The following is a 19767-nucleotide window of genomic DNA, read 5'->3' as shown; positions in this document are numbered from 1 at the left end:
CGATGTTGAAATGTGTATTTAACAAGGTAACCATTGCTCTGGCGTTCAGCGCATTCGCCGCTTCCGCCACTGCCGCCGACATCACCGGCGCGGGCGCCTCCTTCCCATACCCCATCTACGCCAAGTGGGCTGCGGAATACGCTAAGCAAACCAACAACCGCGTCAACTACCAGTCCATCGGTTCGGGTGGCGGTCAGCAGCAGATCATCGCCAAGACGGTTGATTTCGGTGCGTCTGATGACCCGATGAAGGGCGACGTGCTGGCCAAAGAAGGCCTGATCCAGTTTCCGGCCGTGATCGGCGGCGTTGTGCCAGTGGTCAACGTCGAAGGCGTCGAGCCCGGCAAGCTGAAGCTGTCCGGCAAGGTGCTGGGCGATATCTTCCTGGGCAAGATCACCAAGTGGGACGATCCAGCCATCAAGGCTCTGAACGCTGACCTGACCCTGCCTAGCGCCGATATCGTCGTGGTTCACCGCTCCGACGGTTCGGGTACGACGTTCGGCTGGACCAACTACCTGTCCAAAGTGTCGCCTGACTGGAAATCCCAGGTTGGCGAAGGTAAAGCCGTCAAGTGGCCTACCGGCCAGGGTGGCAAGGGCAACGAAGGCGTGGCCGCTTACGTTCGCCAGCTGAAGAACTCGGTCGGCTATGTCGAGTACGCCTACGCCAAGCAGAACAAGCTGGCCTGGACGCAACTGCAGAACAAAGACGGCAACTTCGTTCAGCCTAGCGAAACCAGCTTTGCCGCTGCCGCCGCCAATGCAGACTGGAAGAGCGCTCCCGGAATGGGCGTGATCCTGACCGAAGAGCCCGGTGCCGAATCCTGGCCCATCACGTCGGCGACGTTCATCCTGATGCACAAGTCGCAGGACAAGCCTGAAAACGGCAAGGCCGTGCTGGACTTCTTTAACTGGGCGTTCGAGAACGGTGCCAAGTCCGCTCAGGAACTGGACTACGTTGCTCTGCCTAAGGACGTGACGGATCAGATCAAGGCTGCCTGGGCTGCCGAGATCAAGACCAAAGACGGCGCTGCGGTCTGGAAGTAAGATTCGTGTTCAAATACAGGTCAGTTGTAAATTGATCTCCCGAGACGGCCCACCATTAGGTGGTGCCGTCTTTGTTATGTAAAAATTACGGTTTTGTCTTGAACGTTCGGCGCATCCGGCGGTCTCTGGCGGCAGTCCATCCAGTTGGCCTAGGACTCAAAGCACAGCGTCTGTTCGTTTGTCCCATTCCGGCCTGACACTTCATCTGTCTACATGAAATCAAATCAGAACGCCCTTATGGATGGCATATTCAAGAACATGACGCGCTCATTTGCGTTTTTCGTGTTCATTTTGCTGGCTGCCATCTCCATTTCCCTGATCTACGGAAGCCGGGAGTCCATCGCCGAATACGGTTTTTCCTTTCTCTGGACGGATAACTGGGACCCCGTCAATAATCAATATGGTGCGTTGGTACCTATTGTCGGCACCTTGCTGACTTCGTTCATTGCGCTCTGTATCGCGGTACCGGTTTCGTTCGGTATCGCCATGTTCCTGACAGAACTGTCGCCGACCTGGTTGCGTCGCCCCTTGGGCACCGCCATCGAGATGCTGGCGGCCATTCCGTCCATCATCTACGGGATGTGGGGCTTGTTTGTCTTTGTTCCTTTGTTCCAGACTTATGTGCAACCCGGCCTGATTTCGCTGTTCTCGGGTGTGCCCGTGTTGGGCTTCATCTTTGCCGGCCCTCCCTTTGGCATTGGCGTGTTCACGGCCGGACTGATTCTGTCCATCATGGTGATCCCGTTCATTACCGCCGTGATGCGCGATGTGTTCGAGCTGGTTCCGCCTCTGCTGAAAGAATCGGCCTATGGACTGGGCAGCACGACCTGGGAAGTCATGTGGCGCGTGGTTCTGCCATTTACCAAAAATGGCGTCATCGGCGGCATTATGCTGGGTCTGGGGCGTGCCCTGGGCGAGACCATGGCGGTCACGTTCGTCATCGGCAACTCGTTCAATCTGCCCAACTCCTTGTTTGCACCGTCTAACTCCATCGCCTCGGCGCTGGCCAACGAATTCAACGAAGCGGGCGGCATGCAGAAGTCTGCGCTGCTGGAATTGGGCCTGATCCTGTTCCTGATCACCACTGTTGTGCTGGCGATCTCCAAATTGCTGTTGCTGCGTCTGGCCAAGAACGAAGGTTCGTCGCGCTAAGGGTCATACTTATCATGTTCGATAAAAAATCCGCTATCAGTCTGGACAACCCCATCTATAAGCGTCGGCATATTTTTAATCGCCTGATGCTGGGTGTGTCTTTCGCAACCCTGATCTTCGGCCTGTTCTGGCTGTTCTGGATCATCCTGACCCTGATCGAAAAGGGCAGCAGCGCCATGGCCTGGTCCCTGCTGACCGAAAGCACCCCGCCGCCAGGTGGCGAAGGCGGTTTGCTCAATGCCATTGTGGGCAGTGTCATGATGGCCGCGGTCGGCACGCTGATCGGCACGCCCATCGGCATCATGGCCGGCACGTACCTGGCCGAATACGGTCAGCGCGGCTGGCTGGCACCGGCCACGCGTTTTCTGAACGACGTGCTGCTGTCGGCCCCGTCCATCATCATTGGTCTGTTCATCTATGCCGTGCATGTGGCGCAGGTGGGGCATTATTCCGGCTGGGCCGGTGCTCTGGCCCTGGCCATTTTGGTGATTCCGGTGGTGGTTCGCTCGACCGACAATATGCTGATGCTGGTCCCCAACAGCTTGCGCGAAGCGGCTGCCGCCTTGGGATGCCCCAAGTGGAAAATCATCATGGCCGTGTCGTATCGCGCGGCGCGCTCGGGCATTATTACCGGCGTGCTTTTGGCTGTTGCCCGTATTTCCGGCGAAACCGCGCCGCTGCTGTTTACCGCCCTGAACAATCAGTTCATGTCCATGAACATGAACGCACCTCTGGCCAACCTGCCGGTGGTGATCTTCCAATACGCTGCCAGCCCCTTCGAGGACTGGAACCGTCTGGCCTGGGCCGGCGCGGTCCTGATCACTTTGCTTGTGCTGGGCATCAATATTCTGGCCCGCAGCCTTTTCCGCAATAAATAAATTTCACGGAGCGCCCTCGTCGGCCTGATTGCTATGAGTCAAACCACTATTTCTGCCGAAAAGACCAAGATCGAAATCAAAGATCTGAATTTCTACTATGGCAAATTCCATGCGCTGCGCAACGTGAACATGTCCATCAAGGAAAACAAGGTCACCGCCTTCATCGGTCCGTCGGGCTGCGGCAAGTCCACCTTGTTGCGTACGCTGAACCGCATGTACGAGCTGTACCCTGGGCAGCGCGCCGAAGGCGAGATCTTGCTGGACAACGAAAACCTGCTGACGTCCAAGCAGGATATTTCGCTGATCCGTGCCAAGGTCGGCATGGTGTTCCAGAAGCCTACGCCTTTTCCCATGAGCATTTACGATAACGTGGCTTTTGGCGTGCGTTTGTTCGAGCGCCTGAGCAAAGGCGAAATGGATGAGCGCGTGGAATGGGCCTTGTCCAAGGCGGCCTTGTGGACCGAGGTTAAGGACAAGCTGCACCAAAGCGGCAACGGTCTGTCCGGCGGCCAGCAGCAGCGCCTGTGTATTGCGCGCGGTGTGGCCATCAAGCCTGAAGTGCTGCTGCTGGACGAACCCTGCTCGGCGCTGGACCCGATCTCCACCGCCAAGATCGAAGAGCTGATCGCCGAACTTAAAACGGACTACACCGTGGTCATCGTGACGCACAATATGCAGCAGGCGGCCCGTTGTTCGGATTACACAGCGTATATGTACCTGGGCGAATTGATGGAGTTCGGCGAAACCGACCAGATCTTCGTCAAACCCGCCCGCAAGGAAACCGAAGACTACATTACCGGCCGTTTTGGTTGATGTCTGTCGACTGGCGGCCCTGCCGTCAGTTCGGTTTTTGGGTAAAGCCCTGTCGCACTGAGCGGCAGGGTTTTTTTATGGTTCTTCACGAGATTTCGGGGATTGCTTCGTCGTGGGTAGGCAGTTTGGGTCAAGCACAACGGTGCTGTTCTCGTCAGGGCACTCGTAGCGGGACGGTGGGCGAGTCAGGGCCTTCGCCGCAGGCGGGATACTGGGGCGGGAGGCAAGGGGCGTGCTGTTCGAGCAGGGCGCTTGTGATTTGTCCAGTGGACGAATCACCCTGCGAGTTCACGCCCCGCCCGCTCCAGTATCCTGACCAGGGAATCCGCACGCAGCGCGGGCGAAGGACCCAGCCAAGCCGGCCCGCTACGAGTGCCCTGGCGAGAACCCGAGTTCCTTTTCGCTTGGCCTAAACGGCAGAACGTGCGTGTCCGCCGTACAAGGTGTCAGCCATCCGCTGAATGTTCTGTTTGGCACGAGTGCGTAGAGCCGGGGCGATGTCATCGGCGTTGCCGCAAGGCATGTCGTATTACTTTGCCGGTGGCGGTCATGGGCAGCGAGTCTACGAATTCGATGATGCGGGGGTATTCGTGGGCGGCGACGCGGCGTTTGATGTGCTCCTGGATATCTTTGATCAGTTCGTCTGACGGTTCCACGCCGTCCTTGAGCACAATGAACGCTTTGACGACCTCGGTGCGTTCCGGGTCGGGAACGCCGATGACCGCTGCCAGCGCAACGGCGTGATGACCCAGCAGGCCATCTTCGATGGGGCCGGGGCCGATACGGTAGCCGGCGCTGGTGATGACATCGTCGTTGCGGCCGACAAAGCGGATATAGCCTTCTTCGTCCAGCATGCCTTTGTCGCCGGTCAGCAGCCAGTCGCCTACAAATTTCTCGTTCGTCGCTTCCGGACGTTGCCAGTATTCCAGGAACATGACCGGATCAGGGCGCTGTACAGCGATATGGCCTTCCGATCCGACCGGCAGGATCTGGCCGGTTTCGTCCACAATCGCCACCCGGTGGCCGGGGACCGGCTTGCCGATCTTGCCCGCCTGGCCGGGAAACCAGGCAGAGCAGGAGGAGACGATCATATTGCATTCGGTCTGGCCGTAGAACTCGTTGATGGTGATGCCCAGTTCCTGGCGCGCCCATTGCAACAGTTCGGCCCCTAGAGATTCGCCACCGCTGGCAATGGACTGCAACTGCAGTGGCCAGCGTGTGCGTGGCGACGGACTGCGGCGCAGCATTTTCAAGGCGGTGGGGGGCAGAAAGGTGTGCGTGACACCGTGTTCGGACATCAGCGCCCAGGCTGCCTGGGCATCGAATTTTGGAAAACGATGGGCCAGCACCGGCATGCCGTGGTGCCAGGCTGGCAGCAGCACATCCAGCAGCCCGCCTATCCAGGCCCAATCGGCGGGCGTCCACATCAGCCCCTGACCGCGTGGTAGAAAATTGTGCGACATTTCTACGCCGGGCAGGTGCCCCAACAACACGCGGTGGGCGTGCAGTGCTCCTTTGGCCGAACCCGTGGTGCCGGACGTATAGATGAGTACGGCAGGGTCGTCGGCACGGGTCTGCGCGGGCTGGAAGTCGGTGCCTGTTGCGGATTCCAGAACGGGCCAGAATGCATGCTCGGTGGCGGTTGATTCGCTAGCATCGACGCTATAAATGTGTTGCAGGTGAGTGAGCTGATGCCGGATGGGGCGGAGCGTGTCCAGGCCGCTCTGGTCTGTGACCAAGGCGCAGGCCCCCGAGTCGTTCAGGCGATACATCAGCGCATCCGTGCCGAACAGGGTAAACAGCGGCATGGCGATGGCCCCGATTTTGTAGGCGGCCAGATGCGCCAGTGCGGTTTCCAGCCCTTGCGCCAGCAGAATGCCGATTCGGTCGCCGCGTTTCAGGCCTTGTATTTGCCAGGCGGCTGCCAGTGCGTCTGACCAGCGCTTTAACTGATCAAAGCTATAGCGATGAACCTGACCGTCCGGCATGTGTTGGATCAGCGCCAGTCGGCCAGAGCCGTCGGCCCATTTGTCGCAGGTGTCGGCGGCGATGTTGTAATGCTTGGGGACGAGCCAACGAAAAGACGAGTAGGTACTTGAATAGCCAGAGCCGGCGGACAGCATAAAGGTGGTTCCTTGAATCTGGATACAACAATCTATCCTAGCCGGTTCCGGGTGTTTGCCCCATCAGGGCTTATATGTAGGTTGGTGGCCCAGGGAATAGGCGATGGCACGCAGCGTCTCCGGGTCGGAAAGAAGAAATCCGGCGTCAGTGCGAAGCGCCGGATTGTTGTGCCGCTAGTACGCAAGGGGGAGCGTGGACATTAGCTGCTGGCTTTGTCGGTTGTCGTGGGGTGGTGTGTGCCTGGTTGGGACTCCATGTGGCCGCGATTATGCTGGCGTCTTTCTTTTTTGGGTTCCCAAGGTGTGAAGGCACCATTGTCGGCATCGCCCTGAACACGCAAGACTTTGCCGTCTTTGTCTACGACGGTGGCGATGACTTTGTCGTTGCGTTGCATGATGCTGCCGATTTTGGTGTAGCCGGCATCCTTCAGGCGTTGATAGACCGGGCCTATGTCTTTGATCTGTTCGGCTGTCAGGGCTTTATGGTCGCGCGCCGGGCGGGCTTCGCGGTTGGTGGTTTGGGACTGGGCCTGCGTGGAGGCTTCCTGGGCGATGGCGGCCGTGCCGCCCAGCAGGCCGGCGGACAGGAGAAGGGCGCTCAGAAGGGAGGTGCGTGTTGTCATGCGATGTTCCTTGGTGATGTTGCGGCTGGCCTGTGGCTGTGCCGGAGTCGAAGCAGAGGGTCAGGCCGTGCCTGGCCCTCTTGGTTTACACAGTAAACGTTCAACGGTGAGGGGCCGCTGGCTTGGCGGGCGCGGCGGGCTTGGCGGGAGCCGCATGAGCGCGGGGCATGGTTCCATGTTCTTTTTTGGCGGCCGGCGCTTTTACGGCGTGAGCAGGTTTGGTGGTGTGATGGGTCATCGGTTTGGGAGCCGTTGCGGGTGCTTGCGCCATCGCGGCCGTGCCCCCCAATACACCCGTAGTACCCAGAATGACTGCGTAAATCAATGTCGAGCGTTTCATGGTAAAGCTCCTTGTAGAGGTAGAAGTCAGGCCGTTTCGTATCAGCCTGGTGCCCATTATGGGCAGCTGCCTCTTAATCAAGTCTGAAGTGGCTGTTCATGTTATGTTCATCGGCAACTTGCTATACCGGGGGCGTGCTGCTTGTGTCTTGTCTTTTGCGATCTCTGTCGCTGCCTGTTGATGAAAATATTTCGCCACTTCTCGTTCTGCTGCCTATGCCTGGGCGCTGTGCTGTCGGCTTCTATGCCGTCGGCGTGGGCGCACTGTACCGATTCGCAGCGGCATGAGTCTGTGGAGCATGGCTGGCCTGAGCAGGATGCGGTGCCGTATCCGCCGTATTCCGCTTCCGATCCCGCGCCGTCCGAACGCTTCGGTCCCAGCCCGCACTGGCCAGCGGGGCCGGCGTACCGAGGGCACGATCAAGCGCGCGAAGCGGTGCAACGCGGTCAGGCGCTGCCGCTGCGCGAGGTGCTGCGGCGTCTGCGACCCGACTATCCCGGGCGGGTGCTGCGGGTTCAGTTTGAATACGACACGCGTTTCGAGGTCTGGGTGTACGACATTCGTATGCTGTTTGACGAAAGCCGTCTGGTGCGGCTTAAAGTCGATGCCTTGACGGCCGAGGTATTGGCTGTACGCGGCCCTCGGCGTGCCGGTAAGAAGGAGCATTGAAATGCGGATTTTGGTCATCGAAGATGAAACGACGCTGGCCGCACAACTGCAGCAGGCACTGGAGCGGGCTGGATATGTCGTGCAGGTGACGCACGACGGGCGCGAAGGCCACTACTTGGGCGAAGTCGAGTCATTCGATGCTGTCGTGTTGGATCTGGGCTTGCCCGGTATGGATGGGGTGTCCATTTTGCGGCGCTGGCGCGCAGCCGGCGTTGCGATGCCGGTGCTGATCCTGACCGCGCGCAACGACTGGCACGACAAGGTGGAAGGCATGGATGCGGGGGCGGACGATTATGTCGCCAAACCGTTTCACATGGAAGAGGTGCTGGCTCGTATGCGGGCTTTGCTGCGCCGTGCGGCAGGGCAGGCACACCCCCGGCTGCAATTGGGGGGGCTGGAGCTGGACCCGCGTGCCTCGACGGTCAGTTGCGATGGCATCGGTCTGGTATTGACCAGCCACGAATATCGCTTGCTTGCGTTCATGATGCATCATCCGGGGCAGGTCTTGTCGCGTACTCAACTGACCGAGCATATTTATGCCCAGGACTTCGAGCGCGACTCGAACACCATCGAGGTGTTTATTGTGCGACTGCGCAAAAAACTGCCGCCCGGCTATATCGAGACCGTGCGCGGCATGGGTTATCGTCTGGTGGACCCGGCAGCATGAGTCCAGGCCGCAGCTACACTGTCCTTGGTTCCTTGCGCAGCCGTTTGTTGCTGGGCACCTTGGCCTGGATCGTGGTCAGTATCATTTTGGCCGGACTGGGGTTGAACCGCCTGTTCCAGGACCATGTCTATCGCCAGTTCGAGCAGCGGCTGCAAACGCACCTGGATCAGATCATGGCCGATATCAATCTGGAAGGCGCAGATGCGCTGTCGCTGCAGTCCCGCCTGAGCGATCCTTTGTTCGAGCAGCCGTACTCGGGACTGTATTGGCAAATTGCGCGGCGTAGCGCCGACACCCAGGCCTGGGTAGTTGCGCTGCGCTCGACCTCGCTGTGGGATGAGGCGCTGGACGTAAATGCAGTGGGCAAAGCGCATGGTGCGTTCGCCTTGACTGGCCCAGGGCGGCAGCCTTTGATTGTGCTGCGTCAGGAGCTGGACGAGCTGAATGACTCGGGCCTGAGTCTGCAAATCATGGTTGCCGGTAATCGTCAATTATTGGCTGAGCCTTTGGCGCGTTTCGAGCGGATTTTGTTTCTGTCCTTGGGCGGGCTGGCGCTGGGCCTGATTTTGGCGGCGGTGTTGCAGCTTGTCTTGGCGTTGTATCCCTTGCGTTTGCTGCGCCGGCGGCTGCTGGATGTGCAGCAAGGGCGGCAGCCGGAGATCGATGGACGATTTCCCTCGGAGATTCAGCCTTTGGTCGATGACTTCAATGCCGTTCTGAATGCCAATGCCCGCATGGTCGAGCGCGCCCGGGCGCAGGCCGGCAATCTGGCTCATGCGGTCAAGACGCCCTTGAGCATCATGGGCAATGCGGCGGCGGCGGCCGATCCGCATCTGGCCGAACTGGTGGTCGAGCAGGTGGCGTTGGCGCAGCGGCAGGTCGATCATCATTTGTCCAAGGCCAGGGCAAGCGCCGTACGAGCCATCGGTTTGCGTACTGATGTGCGGGTCAGCTTGCAGACCTTATGTCGGGTGATGGGCCGCCTGCATACGGACAAGAGGATTGATCTGGATTTGCCCGATCAGGAAGTGATTTTTAAGGGCGAGGAGCAAGATCTTCAGGAAATGGCCGGCAACCTGCTTGATAATGCCTGCAAGTGGGCGGCGGGCCATGTATGGTGCCGTGTCAGCCAGGAAGACGGCATGTTGCGCATCGTGGTCGAGGACGATGGGCCGGGCCTGAGCGCCGATCAGCTGGAGCGGGTGTTTGGCCGGGGCCAGCGTGCCGATGAACGTCACCCCGGTTTTGGTTTGGGGTTGGACATTGTGCGCGAACTGGCCCAAAGCTATCATGGTCAGGTACAGGCCGGGCCTTCGGATAAGGGTGGCCTGCGTTTGGATCTGACCCTGGCGGCTTGACTGCCCGGTTCTGGCAGCCTTTCCTGACGGGGCCCGCCAGGAGGCGAATCAGTTCCAGGGGCCGCCGTTGCCGCCCACGCTGTATTTGCCGGCACCGATCAGGCCCACGGTCAGGCAGCCGATCAGGAACAGGCCTTGCAGTTCCAGGCTCCAGATTCCTTGGCCGGTAAAGGAAGTCAGTTGCGAGCTGTGCGCCAGCAGCAAAGCGATAAGCATATTCAGCGCGGCCACCAGACCTGCCGCACGGGCGTAGTAGCCCAGAATCATCATGATGGGGGCTAGAACTTCGCCCAGGTAAACGCCCCAGGCCACGACGGACGGCAGGTTGTTGGCTAGCACCAGTTTTTCTATGCCGCCTATGCCATAGCGGATCTTGGCGATGCCGTGCAGCAAAAGCAGCAGGCCAACGCCCGCGCGCAGAATCAGTTTTCCAAGATCATCCCGGGACATGACCAGTCTCCATCATTTGAAAGGTTCGCAACGTGGGGTATTGTAGGAGGTCTTGGGATCAACAAGTATGACGGAGCGTATCCATGACAGAAAAGCAGGCTGTGGCCGCAGAGCTGGCCCCCGCAGGTGTATTGCGCGTGGCGATCAATTACGGCAATCCGGTACTGGCGCAGCGCGGCGAACTGGAGCAGACGCCACGCGGGGTGTCCGCAGATCTGGCGCACAGCGTAGCCCAGGAGCTGGGCTTGAGTGTGCAGTTTCATTCTTACGATTCCGCCCAGATGGTTGTGGATGGTGTTTACAAAGACGAGTGGGATCTGGCTTTTCTGGCCATCGATCCCAAGCGGGCTGAAAAGATTTTGTTCACGCAGGCCTATGTGCACATTGAGGGGACGTATCTGGTGCGCTCCGATTCGGACTACCAGAGCGTGGAGCAGTTGGATCGGCGCGGTGTCTGCATTGCGGTCGGCAAGGGTGCGGCGTACGACCTGTTCTTGAGTCGTGCGCTCAAGCAGGCCGATCTGGTGCGCGCTCCCACATCGGCAGCGGCGATAGATCTGTTTGTGGAACAGGAGCTGGATGCGGCGGCGGGGGTGCGTCAGCCTTTGGAGCGCTATGCGCGTTCGCGCGATCGATTGCGGGTTTTGCCGGACAGCTTTACGGTGATCCGCCAAGCGATGGCGGTGCCGGCGGGCCGTACATTGGCCCATGCCTGGATGCAGGAATTTATTGCACGACAAAAAAACCAAGGCATGGTGGCACAGTTTCTGGCCGATAGCGGTCAGTCCAATGTTAGTGTGCCGCAATAGAGTTGGTTGGCTTACGGCCAAATACAATGGACGGCCAAACAAAAAGCCTTGCAGACGAAAAATCTGCAAGGCTTTTGAATTTTTTGGTCGGGGCGGCGGGATTCGAACTCGCGACCCTCTGGTCCCAAACCAGATGCGCTACCAGGCTGCGCTACGCCCCGACTAAGAAAAAAATTATATCTCCGGTTTTTGTTCTTGGCAAGCTGTGCAGAGTAAAAAGACGGTTTGTCGTGGGGGTGCGCTTTCCGTATATCTGGAAAAGACGGTTGGCTAAGCGCCAAAGAGGCTGTCTTGTAATTGCGGGCCGGCAAGCCGTCAGCCCCGTCCGATCTGCCTGCGCCTTGAATGTCGTATTCAAAAAGCCAGTTCGTCAGTGGCTGGGTAAATTGGCTCTTGGAATGTCTCGAGTAACCATAAAAAAAGCACCGCCAAGCGGTGCTTTTTTAAAATACATGGTCGGGGCGGCGGGATTCGAACTCGCGACCCTCTGGTCCCAAACCAGATGCGCTACCAGGCTGCGCTACGCCCCGACTAAAGACAGTAATCTTAAATTGAATTTAGAAACAAGTCAAGATGTGCGGGCGGACTCGCTGCCAGCCTGGCGTGTCTGCAGATGCGGCAGCGTATAGGCGTGTTCGTGGTAGACCCAGCTTGGCCAGAGCACATGGGCCAGTGCTTCCTGGGCCAGTTCCGGGTCGGGTTGTGCGATGGGCGTGTATTGGTCGGGGGCGGTGAATCGGTATTGCCCCGGTTCCTGGTGCGGGGTCAGTACCGTCAGTATGTCGCCTTTAAGATAACCATAGTTTTCGTAATACTGCATCATGGCCCGATCGCTGTCCTGGCGCGTCAGGTCACGTCCTATCATGGGGTGTTCGCTGTCTATGCCCATCAGCGAGAGCAGGGTTGGGGCCAGGTCGATCTGGCTGATGATGCGTTCGTCCTGGCGCTGGGGTACGCCCCCGCCCAGTATCAGGGCGGGAATATGAAAATGCTTTAGCGGCACCAGGCTGGCTCCACCTACGCGCGAATCGTGATCGGCCACGACCAGAAAGACGGTATTGTCCCAGTATTCGGCATTGCGGGCTTTGCGAAAGAAGTCGCCGATGGCCCAGTCCGCATAGCGTACGGTGTTTTCCACGGTGGCTGGATCGCCCTGAACCTGGATGCGGCCGGCCGGGTATTCCCAGGGGGAATGGTTGCTGACCGAAAAAGCCAGAGTCAGGGTGGGCTGTTCGCCATCCTGGCTCAGCAGTGTGTGCAGCTTGTTGAACATGTCTTCATCGCTGGCTCCCCAGGTGCCGACAAATTGCGGTGCCTCAAAGCTGGACTGCTCGTGCAGTTCGTCAAAGCCGTTACCCAGGAAAAAGCTCTTCATATTGTCGAAGTGGGCTTCGCCGCCATAAATGAAGCGTGAGCGGTAGCCCTGTTCCTTGAGCAATTGGGCCAGGGTAAAAAAGCGGCTTTGCGAGCCTGGCAGGCGCAGCACGGCATCGGCTACCGTGGGCGGAAAGCCCGCGCTGACGGCTTCCAGGCCGCGCACGGAACGGGTGCCGGTAGCGTAGGCGCGGCGAAAGTTCCAGCCTGTTTGCGCCAGTTGATCCAGTTCCGGCGTCAGGTCGGCACCGCCCAGGTTGCCGACATATTGCGCCCCCAGGCTTTCTTCCACGATCAGCACCAGATTAGGTTTGCGCGTGCGGGTCTGGCTGGCCTGCTGGCGGTGCAGGGTGGGCAGATTCTCCGGGCCGGGGGGCAATTGCGCAGCGGTTCGCACGATCTCGTTCATGCGCTGCGGGTCCATATGGCCGTAAAGATCCTGTGCCGAACGCTCATTTTTCATGCTGTAGATGGCGTAGGCCACGTTGTACAGCGAGTTCAGGGGCAGGGTGTTGACCATGCTGTCTCCGCACCAGGCTACGGTGGACGGATTGATGGGACGGTGCGCCAGGGTGCCGCGTATGGCCAGGGTACACAGCGCGGCGGCGACCAGCATCCAGACCGGACGCAGCCACAGATTCATGGCGGGGTCGGGGGTGGTGTGGCCGAACAGGCTCCATCCTGACCAGACGATCAGCGCCAGCCCAAGCAGCGCCACGGCAATCATGAGCTTGTAGCCTTTCCAGAGCATGCCCATGACCTCCTGGGGATGCTTCAGGTAGTCCACATAAAGGCGGTTGGGGCGGGTGTCGTATTCAATGATGAACTGCGGGGTGGAGACTTCCAGCAGGCTCAGCAAGAACCAGGCGAATGTGAACCACACCGCCGTCAACAGCGTGGCGGTTTCGTAGTGCCCGACCCAGGGGGCCAGCAGGGCGACCGGTGCACAAAGGGCTGCGATCATCAGGGCATCGATGCGCAGCCCACCTAAAAGAATGGGGCCCAGGCCGCCGGCTTGGCGCACCCGAGGCCATTTCCAGAATGCGAAGGCCAGCCTGAAGGCGGTCAGCAGGATGAAAGCCAGGGGAACAAACAGATAGATAAGGTGGCGCATAAGGTCGAATTTCGCGCCGGGCGTAGGGACACGGCCGGCGGCGAGGGTTGGATTCGTTTCGATTGTATGCCAGTTTGCGTAGGGCGCTGCGTTGCATAAAAAAGCACCCCGGCTTCGGTGAAAGCCAGGGTGCAGGGTGGAGCAAGGCGCGAATGGGCAGGCCTATATGCCGGTTCAGGCCACGTGCTGATGGGGCTCGGTGCGTGCGCGGAATTGACTGCGTTGCTGTTCGCGCAGCGCATAGGCTTTCAGGCGGCCGTTTTCCTTGACGTGGCCATAGCCGCGTATCAGCTCGGGATAGCCCAGCCAGCGTTGGGCGATGTCCAGATTGTCGATCGTCAGATGTGAACCGGCTTCGGCCAGGTCGGCCAGATAGTCCTCTATGCCCTGACGTTCGTGGCGTCGTTCCTGTGAGTAGCCGAATACATCCAGTGGTGTGCCGCGCAAGCCCTTGAGGCGGGCCAGAAAACGGAACAGGGTCATCGTGGACGGTCCGAACTGACTTTTGACGGGTTGGCCCTGGCTGTTTTTGCGGCCCAGGATGGGCGGAGCCAGATGATACTGGATCTGGTAGTCCGTCCCGGGTTCCCCCGCAAACTGGGCGCGCAGCTTGTCCAGAAAGGCCGGATCGGTATAGAGGCGGGCCACTTCGTACTCGTCCTTGTAGCTCATCAGGCGGGCCAGTTGAGTAGCGGCGATCCGGGTCAGCGGAAGGTTCTTGTCTTGTCCCAGTTCAGTCTCACGCTCCAGCAAGGGGCTGATCGCTTCCCGATAGCGCCGTGCCCATCCAGGGTTCTGATATTCGCTCAACAGTGTTTCCATGCGTTTGATCAGGGATTGCACGCTTTCAGGAAAGGTCAGAGCGGGCGCGGTCGACTCGGCATCCTCCATCAGCGCCTGCACGCCGTGCGCGGCTGCCAGCCGGCCCCATTGGAAGGCCTGACGATTGGCGTGCACGGCAACGCCATTGAGTTCGATGGCACGCAGCAGGCTGTTCATGTGCAGGGGAATCCAGCCGCGCTGAAATGCGTAGCCCAGCAAGATCGGGTTGGCATAGAGCGCATCGCCCATCAGGTGTACGGCCAGGGCATTGGCATCCAGATAGCGGGTGTGGCTGCCAATCGCATTTTCGATGTCGGTACAGGCCGTTTTGAGCGGGAATTTCCAGTGCGCATTGCCGATCAGATCGGATGTTGGGCTGGCGGCGGTGTTGACGATGGCACGGGTGTGGTCGCGACTGACCCGGCTAAGCACATCGGTGGAGGCGCTGACCAGCGCATCGCTGCCGATCAGCAAGGAAGCCTCGCCTGTCGGGACGCGGGTGGCGTGCAACAGATCGGGTTGGCGGGCGATCTGCACATGGCTGAGCACGGCACCGCCTTTCTGAGCCAGACCGGCCATGTCCAGCACGGTGACGCCCTTGTTTTCCAGGTGGGCTGCCATGCCCAGCAGGCCGCCTACCGTGACCACGCCGGTGCCGCCTATGCCGGCGATCAGGATGCCGTAGGTTTTATCCAGATCGGGCAGGGTAGGCAGAGGCAAATCAGCCAGATTGAACGATTCCAGCGAATGGCCTTTGGCTTGCGGCTTGCGTAGCTGTGCACCTTTCAGGGTGACAAAGCTGGGGCAGAACCCGTTCACACAGGAAAAATCTTTATTGCACGACGACTGATTGATAGTGCGCTTGGTGCCCAGCGGGGTCTCTAGCGGTTCGACCGACAGGCAGTTGGACTTGACCGAACAGTCCCCGCAGCCTTCGCAGACGGTGTCGTTGATAAAGGCGCGCAGGGCTGGGTCCGGGTACGTCCCTTTCTTGCGGCGACGGCGTTTTTCGGTGGCACAGGTCTGGTCATAGACCAGCACGGTTGTGCCGGGAACATCGCGCAGTTCGCGCTGCACCCGATCCAGTTCGTCGCGATGGTAGACAGGCGGATTGCCCGCCAGACTGACCCCTTTGAATTTTTCCGGTTCGTCGGTGACCACCACGATCTTCTTGGCACCTTCGGCATGCACCTGAGCGATCACGTCCGTGACTTTCAGGATGCCGTCCACCGGCTGGCCGCCTGTCATGGCCACCGCATCGTTGTACAGAATTTTGTAAGTGATGTTCGAGTTGGCGGCAATGGAGGCGCGGATCGCCAGAATGCCCGAGTGAAAGTAGGTGCCGTCGCCCAGATTGGCAAATACGTGTTTTTCGTTGGTAAAAGGCTGTTGGCCTATCCAGGCCACGCCTTCTCCGCCCATATGACTGAAGGTGGAGGTGCTGCGGTCCATCCAGATGGTCATGTAGTGGCAGCCGATGCCAGCCATGGCGCGCGAGCCTTCCGGCACACGCGTGGACGTATTGTGCGGACAGCCGGAACAGAACCAGGGCTTGCGCTCGGCGGTCACGCGCGGCACGCGGGCCTCGCGGTCTTTGGCGTCCAGAATGGCCAGGCGGGCCTGGATGCGGGCGCGCAATGGGTCGGGCAGCTCCATCGTGGTCAGACGTCGGGCAATGGCGCGTGCGATCATGGCGGGCGACAGCTCGCCTTGGGCAGGCAGCAGCCACGGCGAACGAGGCGTGGACCATTCGCCGCCGCCGTGTTCAGTTTCGTCGAACTTGCCGTAGATTTTGGGGCGCACGTCGTCGCGCCAGTTATACAGCTCTTCTTTCAGGGCATATTCCATGACCTGACGTTTTTCTTCGATGACGAGAATTTCCGACAGGCCAGTGGCGAACTGGCGCGCATCCTGAGCATCCAACGGCCAGATACAGCCCACTTTGAACAGGCGTATGCCCAGTTCGGCGCACAGCGCATCGGACAAGCCCAGGTCTGCCAGGGCCTGGCGGGTATCCAGATAGGCTTTGCCGGCCGTCATGATGCCAAAGCGCGCCTGGGGCGAATCGATTTCGATGCGATTCAGTTTGTTGGCGCGCACATAGGCCAGGGCGGCATACCATTTATGGTTCATCATGCGCGCTTCCTGAACCAGCGGTGGGTCCGGCCAGCGTATGTTCAGGCCATCGGCGGGCATGTCCTCGATGTCGGGCAGCACAATCTGTACCCGTTCCGGGTCCAGATCGACAGAAGCGTTGGATTCCACGACCTCGGTCACGCATTTGAGCGCCACCCACAGGCCCGAAAAACGGCTTATGGCCCAGCCATGTTGTCCGAAATCCAGGTATTCCTGCACATTGGCCGGATACAGGACGGGAATGCCGGCGGCGGCAAAAACGTGTTCCGATTGGTGCGCCACTGTGGAGGACTTGGCACCGTGATCGTCGCCGGCCAGCACCAGCACGCCGCCGTGGCGCGAACTGCCGGCCGAATTGGCATGCTTGAGCACATCGATGGAGCGATCCACGCCCGGCCCTTTGCCATACCACATGCCAAAGACACCATCGAATCGGGCCTGGTCGTACAGATTGGTTTGCTGGCTGCCCCAGACTGCGGTGGCGGCCAGATCTTCGTTCAGGCCGGGTTTGAACACGATATCGTGTTCTTTCAGGTGTTTATCCGCTTGCCACAAGGCCAGATCCACGCCGCCCAGGGGCGAGCCGCGGTAACCGGATATAAAGCCGGCGGTATTCAGACCGGCGCGCCGGTCGCGTTCTTTTTGCAGCATGGGCAGGCGCACCAGCGCCTGGGTGCCGCTCATATAGGCGCGTCCTTGTTCGACAGTGTATTTGTCGTCCAGCGACACGGATTCCAACATGACCTTGTGGGGCTTGTTGAGTGGGGCATTCATGGTTTTGTCTCCTGCAGGAATTGTGTTCGTGCAAGTTATCGTCGTTATGGCTTTAGTCTAGTGAAGCTTTTTGATATCGTAAAATCAAATTTACGTGTACCTGATATCTGAAAATCGGATGGCTATGAAACACGAAGTGACCTTGCGACAGTTCCGCTATTTCATCGCCGCTGCCGTCAGCGGGCAGTTCTCGGCGGCCGCCGAGGCAGAAAATGTATCCCAGTCCGCCATCAGCAATGCGGTGCAGAGTCTGGAGCGGCGCTTGAATCTGCCCTTGTTCGAGCGCCTGCCGCATGGTGTTGCCTTGACGCCGCAAGGTCAGGTGTTTTTTCATCACGCCCACCATGTGCTGGACGCGGTCAACGACGCGCTTAATCACTCGGACCTGAAGCGGCAAAATATCCAGGGTCGCATCCATGTGGCCGCCGGTTACACCGTGCTGGGTTATTTCCTGCCCGATCTGATCAGCCGTTTCAAGCACAGCTACCCCAACATCGATATCGAACTGGTCGACATGGAGCGCCCCGAGATGGAACAGGCGCTGCAGAACCGTGAGATCGATCTGGGTGTGGCCTTATTGTCCAATATCGAGTGTCTGGATCATTATGGGCATCACCGCCTGGCCACGTCGCGGCGTCGGCTGTGGGTGTCGGACCAGCATGCCTTGGCGCGCGAACCCAGCGTGACGCTGGAACAGATCAATGAGCAGCCTTTTATTTTGTTGACGGTGGACGATGCCGATGTCGCCGCTGCCCGCCATGCCCGGTCCGGCGGATTCCCGGCGCGCGTGGCCATGCGCACGCGTTCGCTGGAGGCGGTGCGCGGCCTGATTGCTTATGGCTTCGGGGTCAGCATTCTGTCGGATATGGTCTACAGGCCTTGGTCGCTGGAGGGCAAGCGCATTCATGCCATCAGCATCAGCGATCCGGTGGAGCCTTTGGAAGTGGGGCTGCTTTGGCCTTTGGGGCGCGAACCGGTGGGGCTGGTGGCCTTGTTTCAGCGCTTTCTGATCCAGGCCTGTGAGCAGGATATGGCGCGCGCCGGCCTGGCGGGCCGGCGCGGCGGGGGACTGCTTTAGCATTCCCCAGGCCGAGTCTTAGGGGACCAGCGCCAAGCCGATGCGAAATTGCGAAGAGCTGCGTTCGCGGTAGCCCAGCAGGGTTTGAGCGTAGCCCGAGAAATACTGACCATACAGATAGCCATTCATATTCAATGGCGTGCGCTTGAGCGGCCAGGCAATGGAAACTTCTTTTGTGTTCCGACCTTGAGACGCCTGGTTGTACATACCCGACAGTACCAGGCCGTTGTCCTGGGCATAGCGCAGACGCCAGTCCACCCGGCCACGGTAGTGCTTCCAGTCGGCGTTCTCGCCCATAAAGACATAGTGTTTGACGCGCGGCGCAAAGGTCAGCGTGGCACCGTGGTCAAAGCGATAGTTGAACTCCGGCTGGATGAATACGTCGTTCATGGACCGCGAGTCGTCGCCCGACTTGCCGTTGGAGGCGTGTTCGTACCCGGTGGCCAGTCCCAGGAACATGCGTTTGTGCTCGGACTCCCAGATGGCGTCTTTGCGCCAGAACAGGCTGGGGTTGTAGGTGGTGTCGACAAAGGGTTTGGAGTCCGAATGCAGGTCCCAGAGCGCCGTCTGCGTATAGCCTATGTAGAAGTGATCGAAAAAGCCCGGGTTGCTTGGGTCTGTTGGCGAATGCAGACGGTATTTGAAGCTGAGCTGAAAGCGTGCATTGCTTCCACCTTTGTTGCCGGCGATGAAGTAGGTCGGGTCATGGGCGGAGATGGCATTGCGAAAGCTGTCGAAACTGGAGCTGGCAGGCTGCAGTCCGTAGCCGCTGTTGATGGCCGGTCCTTGCGCGGCGGCACCGGCGGCGGCGACTTGGGCAGCCGGCAAGGCTGGATCGGGGGCGGACGGATCGCCGCTGGCTCCCGCGTTGACCACGGCGGCAATGGCCGGGCTGGACGTGATGGGGCTGTTGCCCTGAGAGTTCGCGTCCAGCGCCAGCATGACGCGTTCGCCTTCGATGTTGACGGCTTGCAGACCTTTTATGCCGTTGGGCACCACCGCGCGCCAGCTGTAGGCTGTAAAGTTATTGACCGGAATCGACGCCTGGGGGTCGCGTGTCTCCAGCTCGGCCAGGCTGCGCACCACATTGCCTTGGTGGTCGCGCCATTGCAAAACCAGGTTTTGCGGTGCGGTCCAGCTCATAAGGCTGCCTGTGTCGTTAAAGACCAGGGCATCGATATTGACGGTCTCTCCGGGGCCGGCATGGACTTGCCGCAGTTGATAGTTGACGCCGGCCTGGGCGGTATTGATGATTGCGCCGGACAGCATAAGCGGTGCCGCCAGCAAAAGCAGGTTCTTGTGTGGGGTCTTCTTCTGCATGAATATCCCGATGATTCTCATTTATCCGTACACGACTGTACCATTTGAGCGTGAAAATCGTATTTGCGACCATAATTTTTTACAGTATGGCGGCTTGCAGGGCCCGCTTCGCTATGCAAAAGTTGTTTTCGCGCTAAAATGGCAGATTACCCTTTGGCCGCGCATCCTGCCGGGATGCCTGCGCTGTAAAAGGGTAGTCTTTGTGCGATGCGCGCGCTGGC

The 19767-nt window shown here is 59.5% G+C and carries 16 protein-coding genes and 2 tRNA genes; 9 read left to right on the top strand and 9 right to left on the bottom strand.

The window, feature by feature from the left end; all coding sequences use genetic code 11:
- Positions 1–2 precede the first annotated feature (2 nt).
- The 4 genes from pstS to pstB all read left to right on the top strand — a co-directional run bounded on the left by pstS (position 3) and on the right by pstB (position 3889).
- On the top strand, positions 3–1046 hold the full coding sequence (gene pstS, locus AADW57_RS13595; RefSeq protein ID WP_341667427.1) for a phosphate ABC transporter substrate-binding protein PstS: 1044 nt from the start codon (positions 3–5) through the stop codon (positions 1044–1046).
- A gap of 213 nt (positions 1047–1259) precedes the next feature.
- Complete coding sequence (pstC, locus tag AADW57_RS13590; protein WP_341667426.1) at positions 1260–2198, top strand: phosphate ABC transporter permease subunit PstC; 939 nt, start codon at positions 1260–1262, stop codon at positions 2196–2198.
- Between the two features lie 14 nt (positions 2199–2212).
- Complete coding sequence (gene pstA / locus AADW57_RS13585) at positions 2213–3076, top strand: phosphate ABC transporter permease PstA (RefSeq protein ID WP_341667425.1); 864 nt, start codon at positions 2213–2215, stop codon at positions 3074–3076.
- Between the two features lie 33 nt (positions 3077–3109).
- Positions 3110–3889 (top strand): phosphate ABC transporter ATP-binding protein PstB, encoded by a 780-nt coding sequence (gene pstB, locus AADW57_RS13580; protein ID WP_341667424.1) that lies wholly within the window; start codon positions 3110–3112, stop codon positions 3887–3889.
- A 500-nt stretch (positions 3890–4389) separates the two neighbouring features.
- On the opposite strand, the gene AADW57_RS13575 is transcribed toward pstB, so the two are convergent.
- The 3 genes from AADW57_RS13575 to AADW57_RS13565 form a co-directional block, all read right to left on the bottom strand.
- Entirely contained in the window at positions 4390–6012 is a 1623-nt protein-coding gene (locus tag AADW57_RS13575) for an acyl-CoA synthetase (RefSeq protein ID WP_341667423.1), read from the bottom strand.
- Between the two features lie 200 nt (positions 6013–6212).
- The gene (locus tag AADW57_RS13570; protein WP_341667422.1) at positions 6213–6635 is read right to left on the bottom strand and encodes a hypothetical protein; all 423 of its coding nucleotides are present in this window, start codon (positions 6633–6635) and stop codon (positions 6213–6215) included.
- Positions 6636–6735: 100 nt separating this feature from the next.
- Positions 6736–6975: a hypothetical protein gene (locus AADW57_RS13565; protein ID WP_341667421.1), complete on the bottom strand. Its 240-nt coding sequence runs from the start codon at positions 6973–6975 to the stop codon at positions 6736–6738.
- A 180-nt stretch (positions 6976–7155) separates the two neighbouring features.
- Here AADW57_RS13565 and AADW57_RS13560 point away from each other — a divergent pair, with 180 nt between their 5' ends.
- From AADW57_RS13560 to AADW57_RS13550, 3 genes are read left to right on the top strand one after another with little or no spacing between them, the layout of a single operon-like run.
- Positions 7156–7644, top strand: a complete 489-nt coding sequence (locus tag AADW57_RS13560; RefSeq protein WP_341667420.1) for a PepSY domain-containing protein — start codon at positions 7156–7158, stop codon at positions 7642–7644.
- 1 nt (position 7645) lies between these two features.
- Positions 7646–8311 carry a response regulator transcription factor gene (locus AADW57_RS13555; RefSeq protein WP_341667419.1) on the top strand — a complete coding sequence of 222 codons (666 nt, stop codon included), beginning with the start codon at positions 7646–7648 and terminating at the stop codon, positions 8309–8311.
- On the top strand, positions 8308–9669 hold the full coding sequence (locus tag AADW57_RS13550) for a sensor histidine kinase (RefSeq protein WP_341667418.1): 1362 nt from the start codon (positions 8308–8310) through the stop codon (positions 9667–9669). Before AADW57_RS13555 ends, AADW57_RS13550 begins: the two co-directional genes overlap by 4 nt.
- A gap of 48 nt (positions 9670–9717) precedes the next feature.
- On the opposite strand, the gene AADW57_RS13545 is transcribed toward AADW57_RS13550, so the two are convergent.
- Positions 9718–10119, bottom strand: coding sequence for a DoxX family protein (locus tag AADW57_RS13545; protein WP_341667417.1), 402 nt, complete (start codon positions 10117–10119; stop codon positions 9718–9720).
- A gap of 83 nt (positions 10120–10202) precedes the next feature.
- Here AADW57_RS13545 and AADW57_RS13540 point away from each other — a divergent pair, with 83 nt between their 5' ends.
- Entirely contained in the window at positions 10203–10928 is a 726-nt protein-coding gene (locus tag AADW57_RS13540; RefSeq protein ID WP_341667416.1) for a transporter substrate-binding domain-containing protein, read from the top strand.
- Between the two features lie 84 nt (positions 10929–11012).
- Here AADW57_RS13540 and AADW57_RS13535 read toward each other — a convergent pair.
- The 4 genes from AADW57_RS13535 to AADW57_RS13520 form a co-directional block, all read right to left on the bottom strand.
- Positions 11013–11089 (bottom strand) — tRNA-Pro (locus AADW57_RS13535).
- A 292-nt stretch (positions 11090–11381) separates the two neighbouring features.
- A tRNA-Pro gene (locus tag AADW57_RS13530) sits at positions 11382–11458 on the bottom strand.
- 38 nt (positions 11459–11496) lie between these two features.
- Positions 11497–13416: an LTA synthase family protein gene (locus AADW57_RS13525; protein WP_341667415.1), complete on the bottom strand. Its 1920-nt coding sequence runs from the start codon at positions 13414–13416 to the stop codon at positions 11497–11499.
- Positions 13417–13590: 174 nt separating this feature from the next.
- Entirely contained in the window at positions 13591–17148 is a 3558-nt protein-coding gene (locus AADW57_RS13520) for an indolepyruvate ferredoxin oxidoreductase family protein (RefSeq protein ID WP_341667414.1), read from the bottom strand.
- A 124-nt stretch (positions 17149–17272) separates the two neighbouring features.
- Here AADW57_RS13520 and AADW57_RS13515 point away from each other — a divergent pair, with 124 nt between their 5' ends.
- Positions 17273–18226, top strand: coding sequence for a LysR family transcriptional regulator (locus AADW57_RS13515; protein WP_341667413.1), 954 nt, complete (start codon positions 17273–17275; stop codon positions 18224–18226).
- Positions 18227–18244: 18 nt separating this feature from the next.
- Here AADW57_RS13515 and AADW57_RS13510 read toward each other — a convergent pair whose 3' ends face one another.
- Complete coding sequence (locus AADW57_RS13510; RefSeq protein ID WP_341667412.1) at positions 18245–19546, bottom strand: phospholipase A; 1302 nt, start codon at positions 19544–19546, stop codon at positions 18245–18247.
- Positions 19547–19767: the final 221 nt, after the last annotated feature.

Origin of the sequence: Alcaligenes sp. SDU_A2 (assembly GCF_038237375.1) — a bacterium.
Classification (GTDB): domain Bacteria; phylum Pseudomonadota; class Gammaproteobacteria; order Burkholderiales; family Burkholderiaceae_B; genus Alcaligenes.
This window is presented reverse-complemented; position numbering and strand designations above follow the sequence as displayed.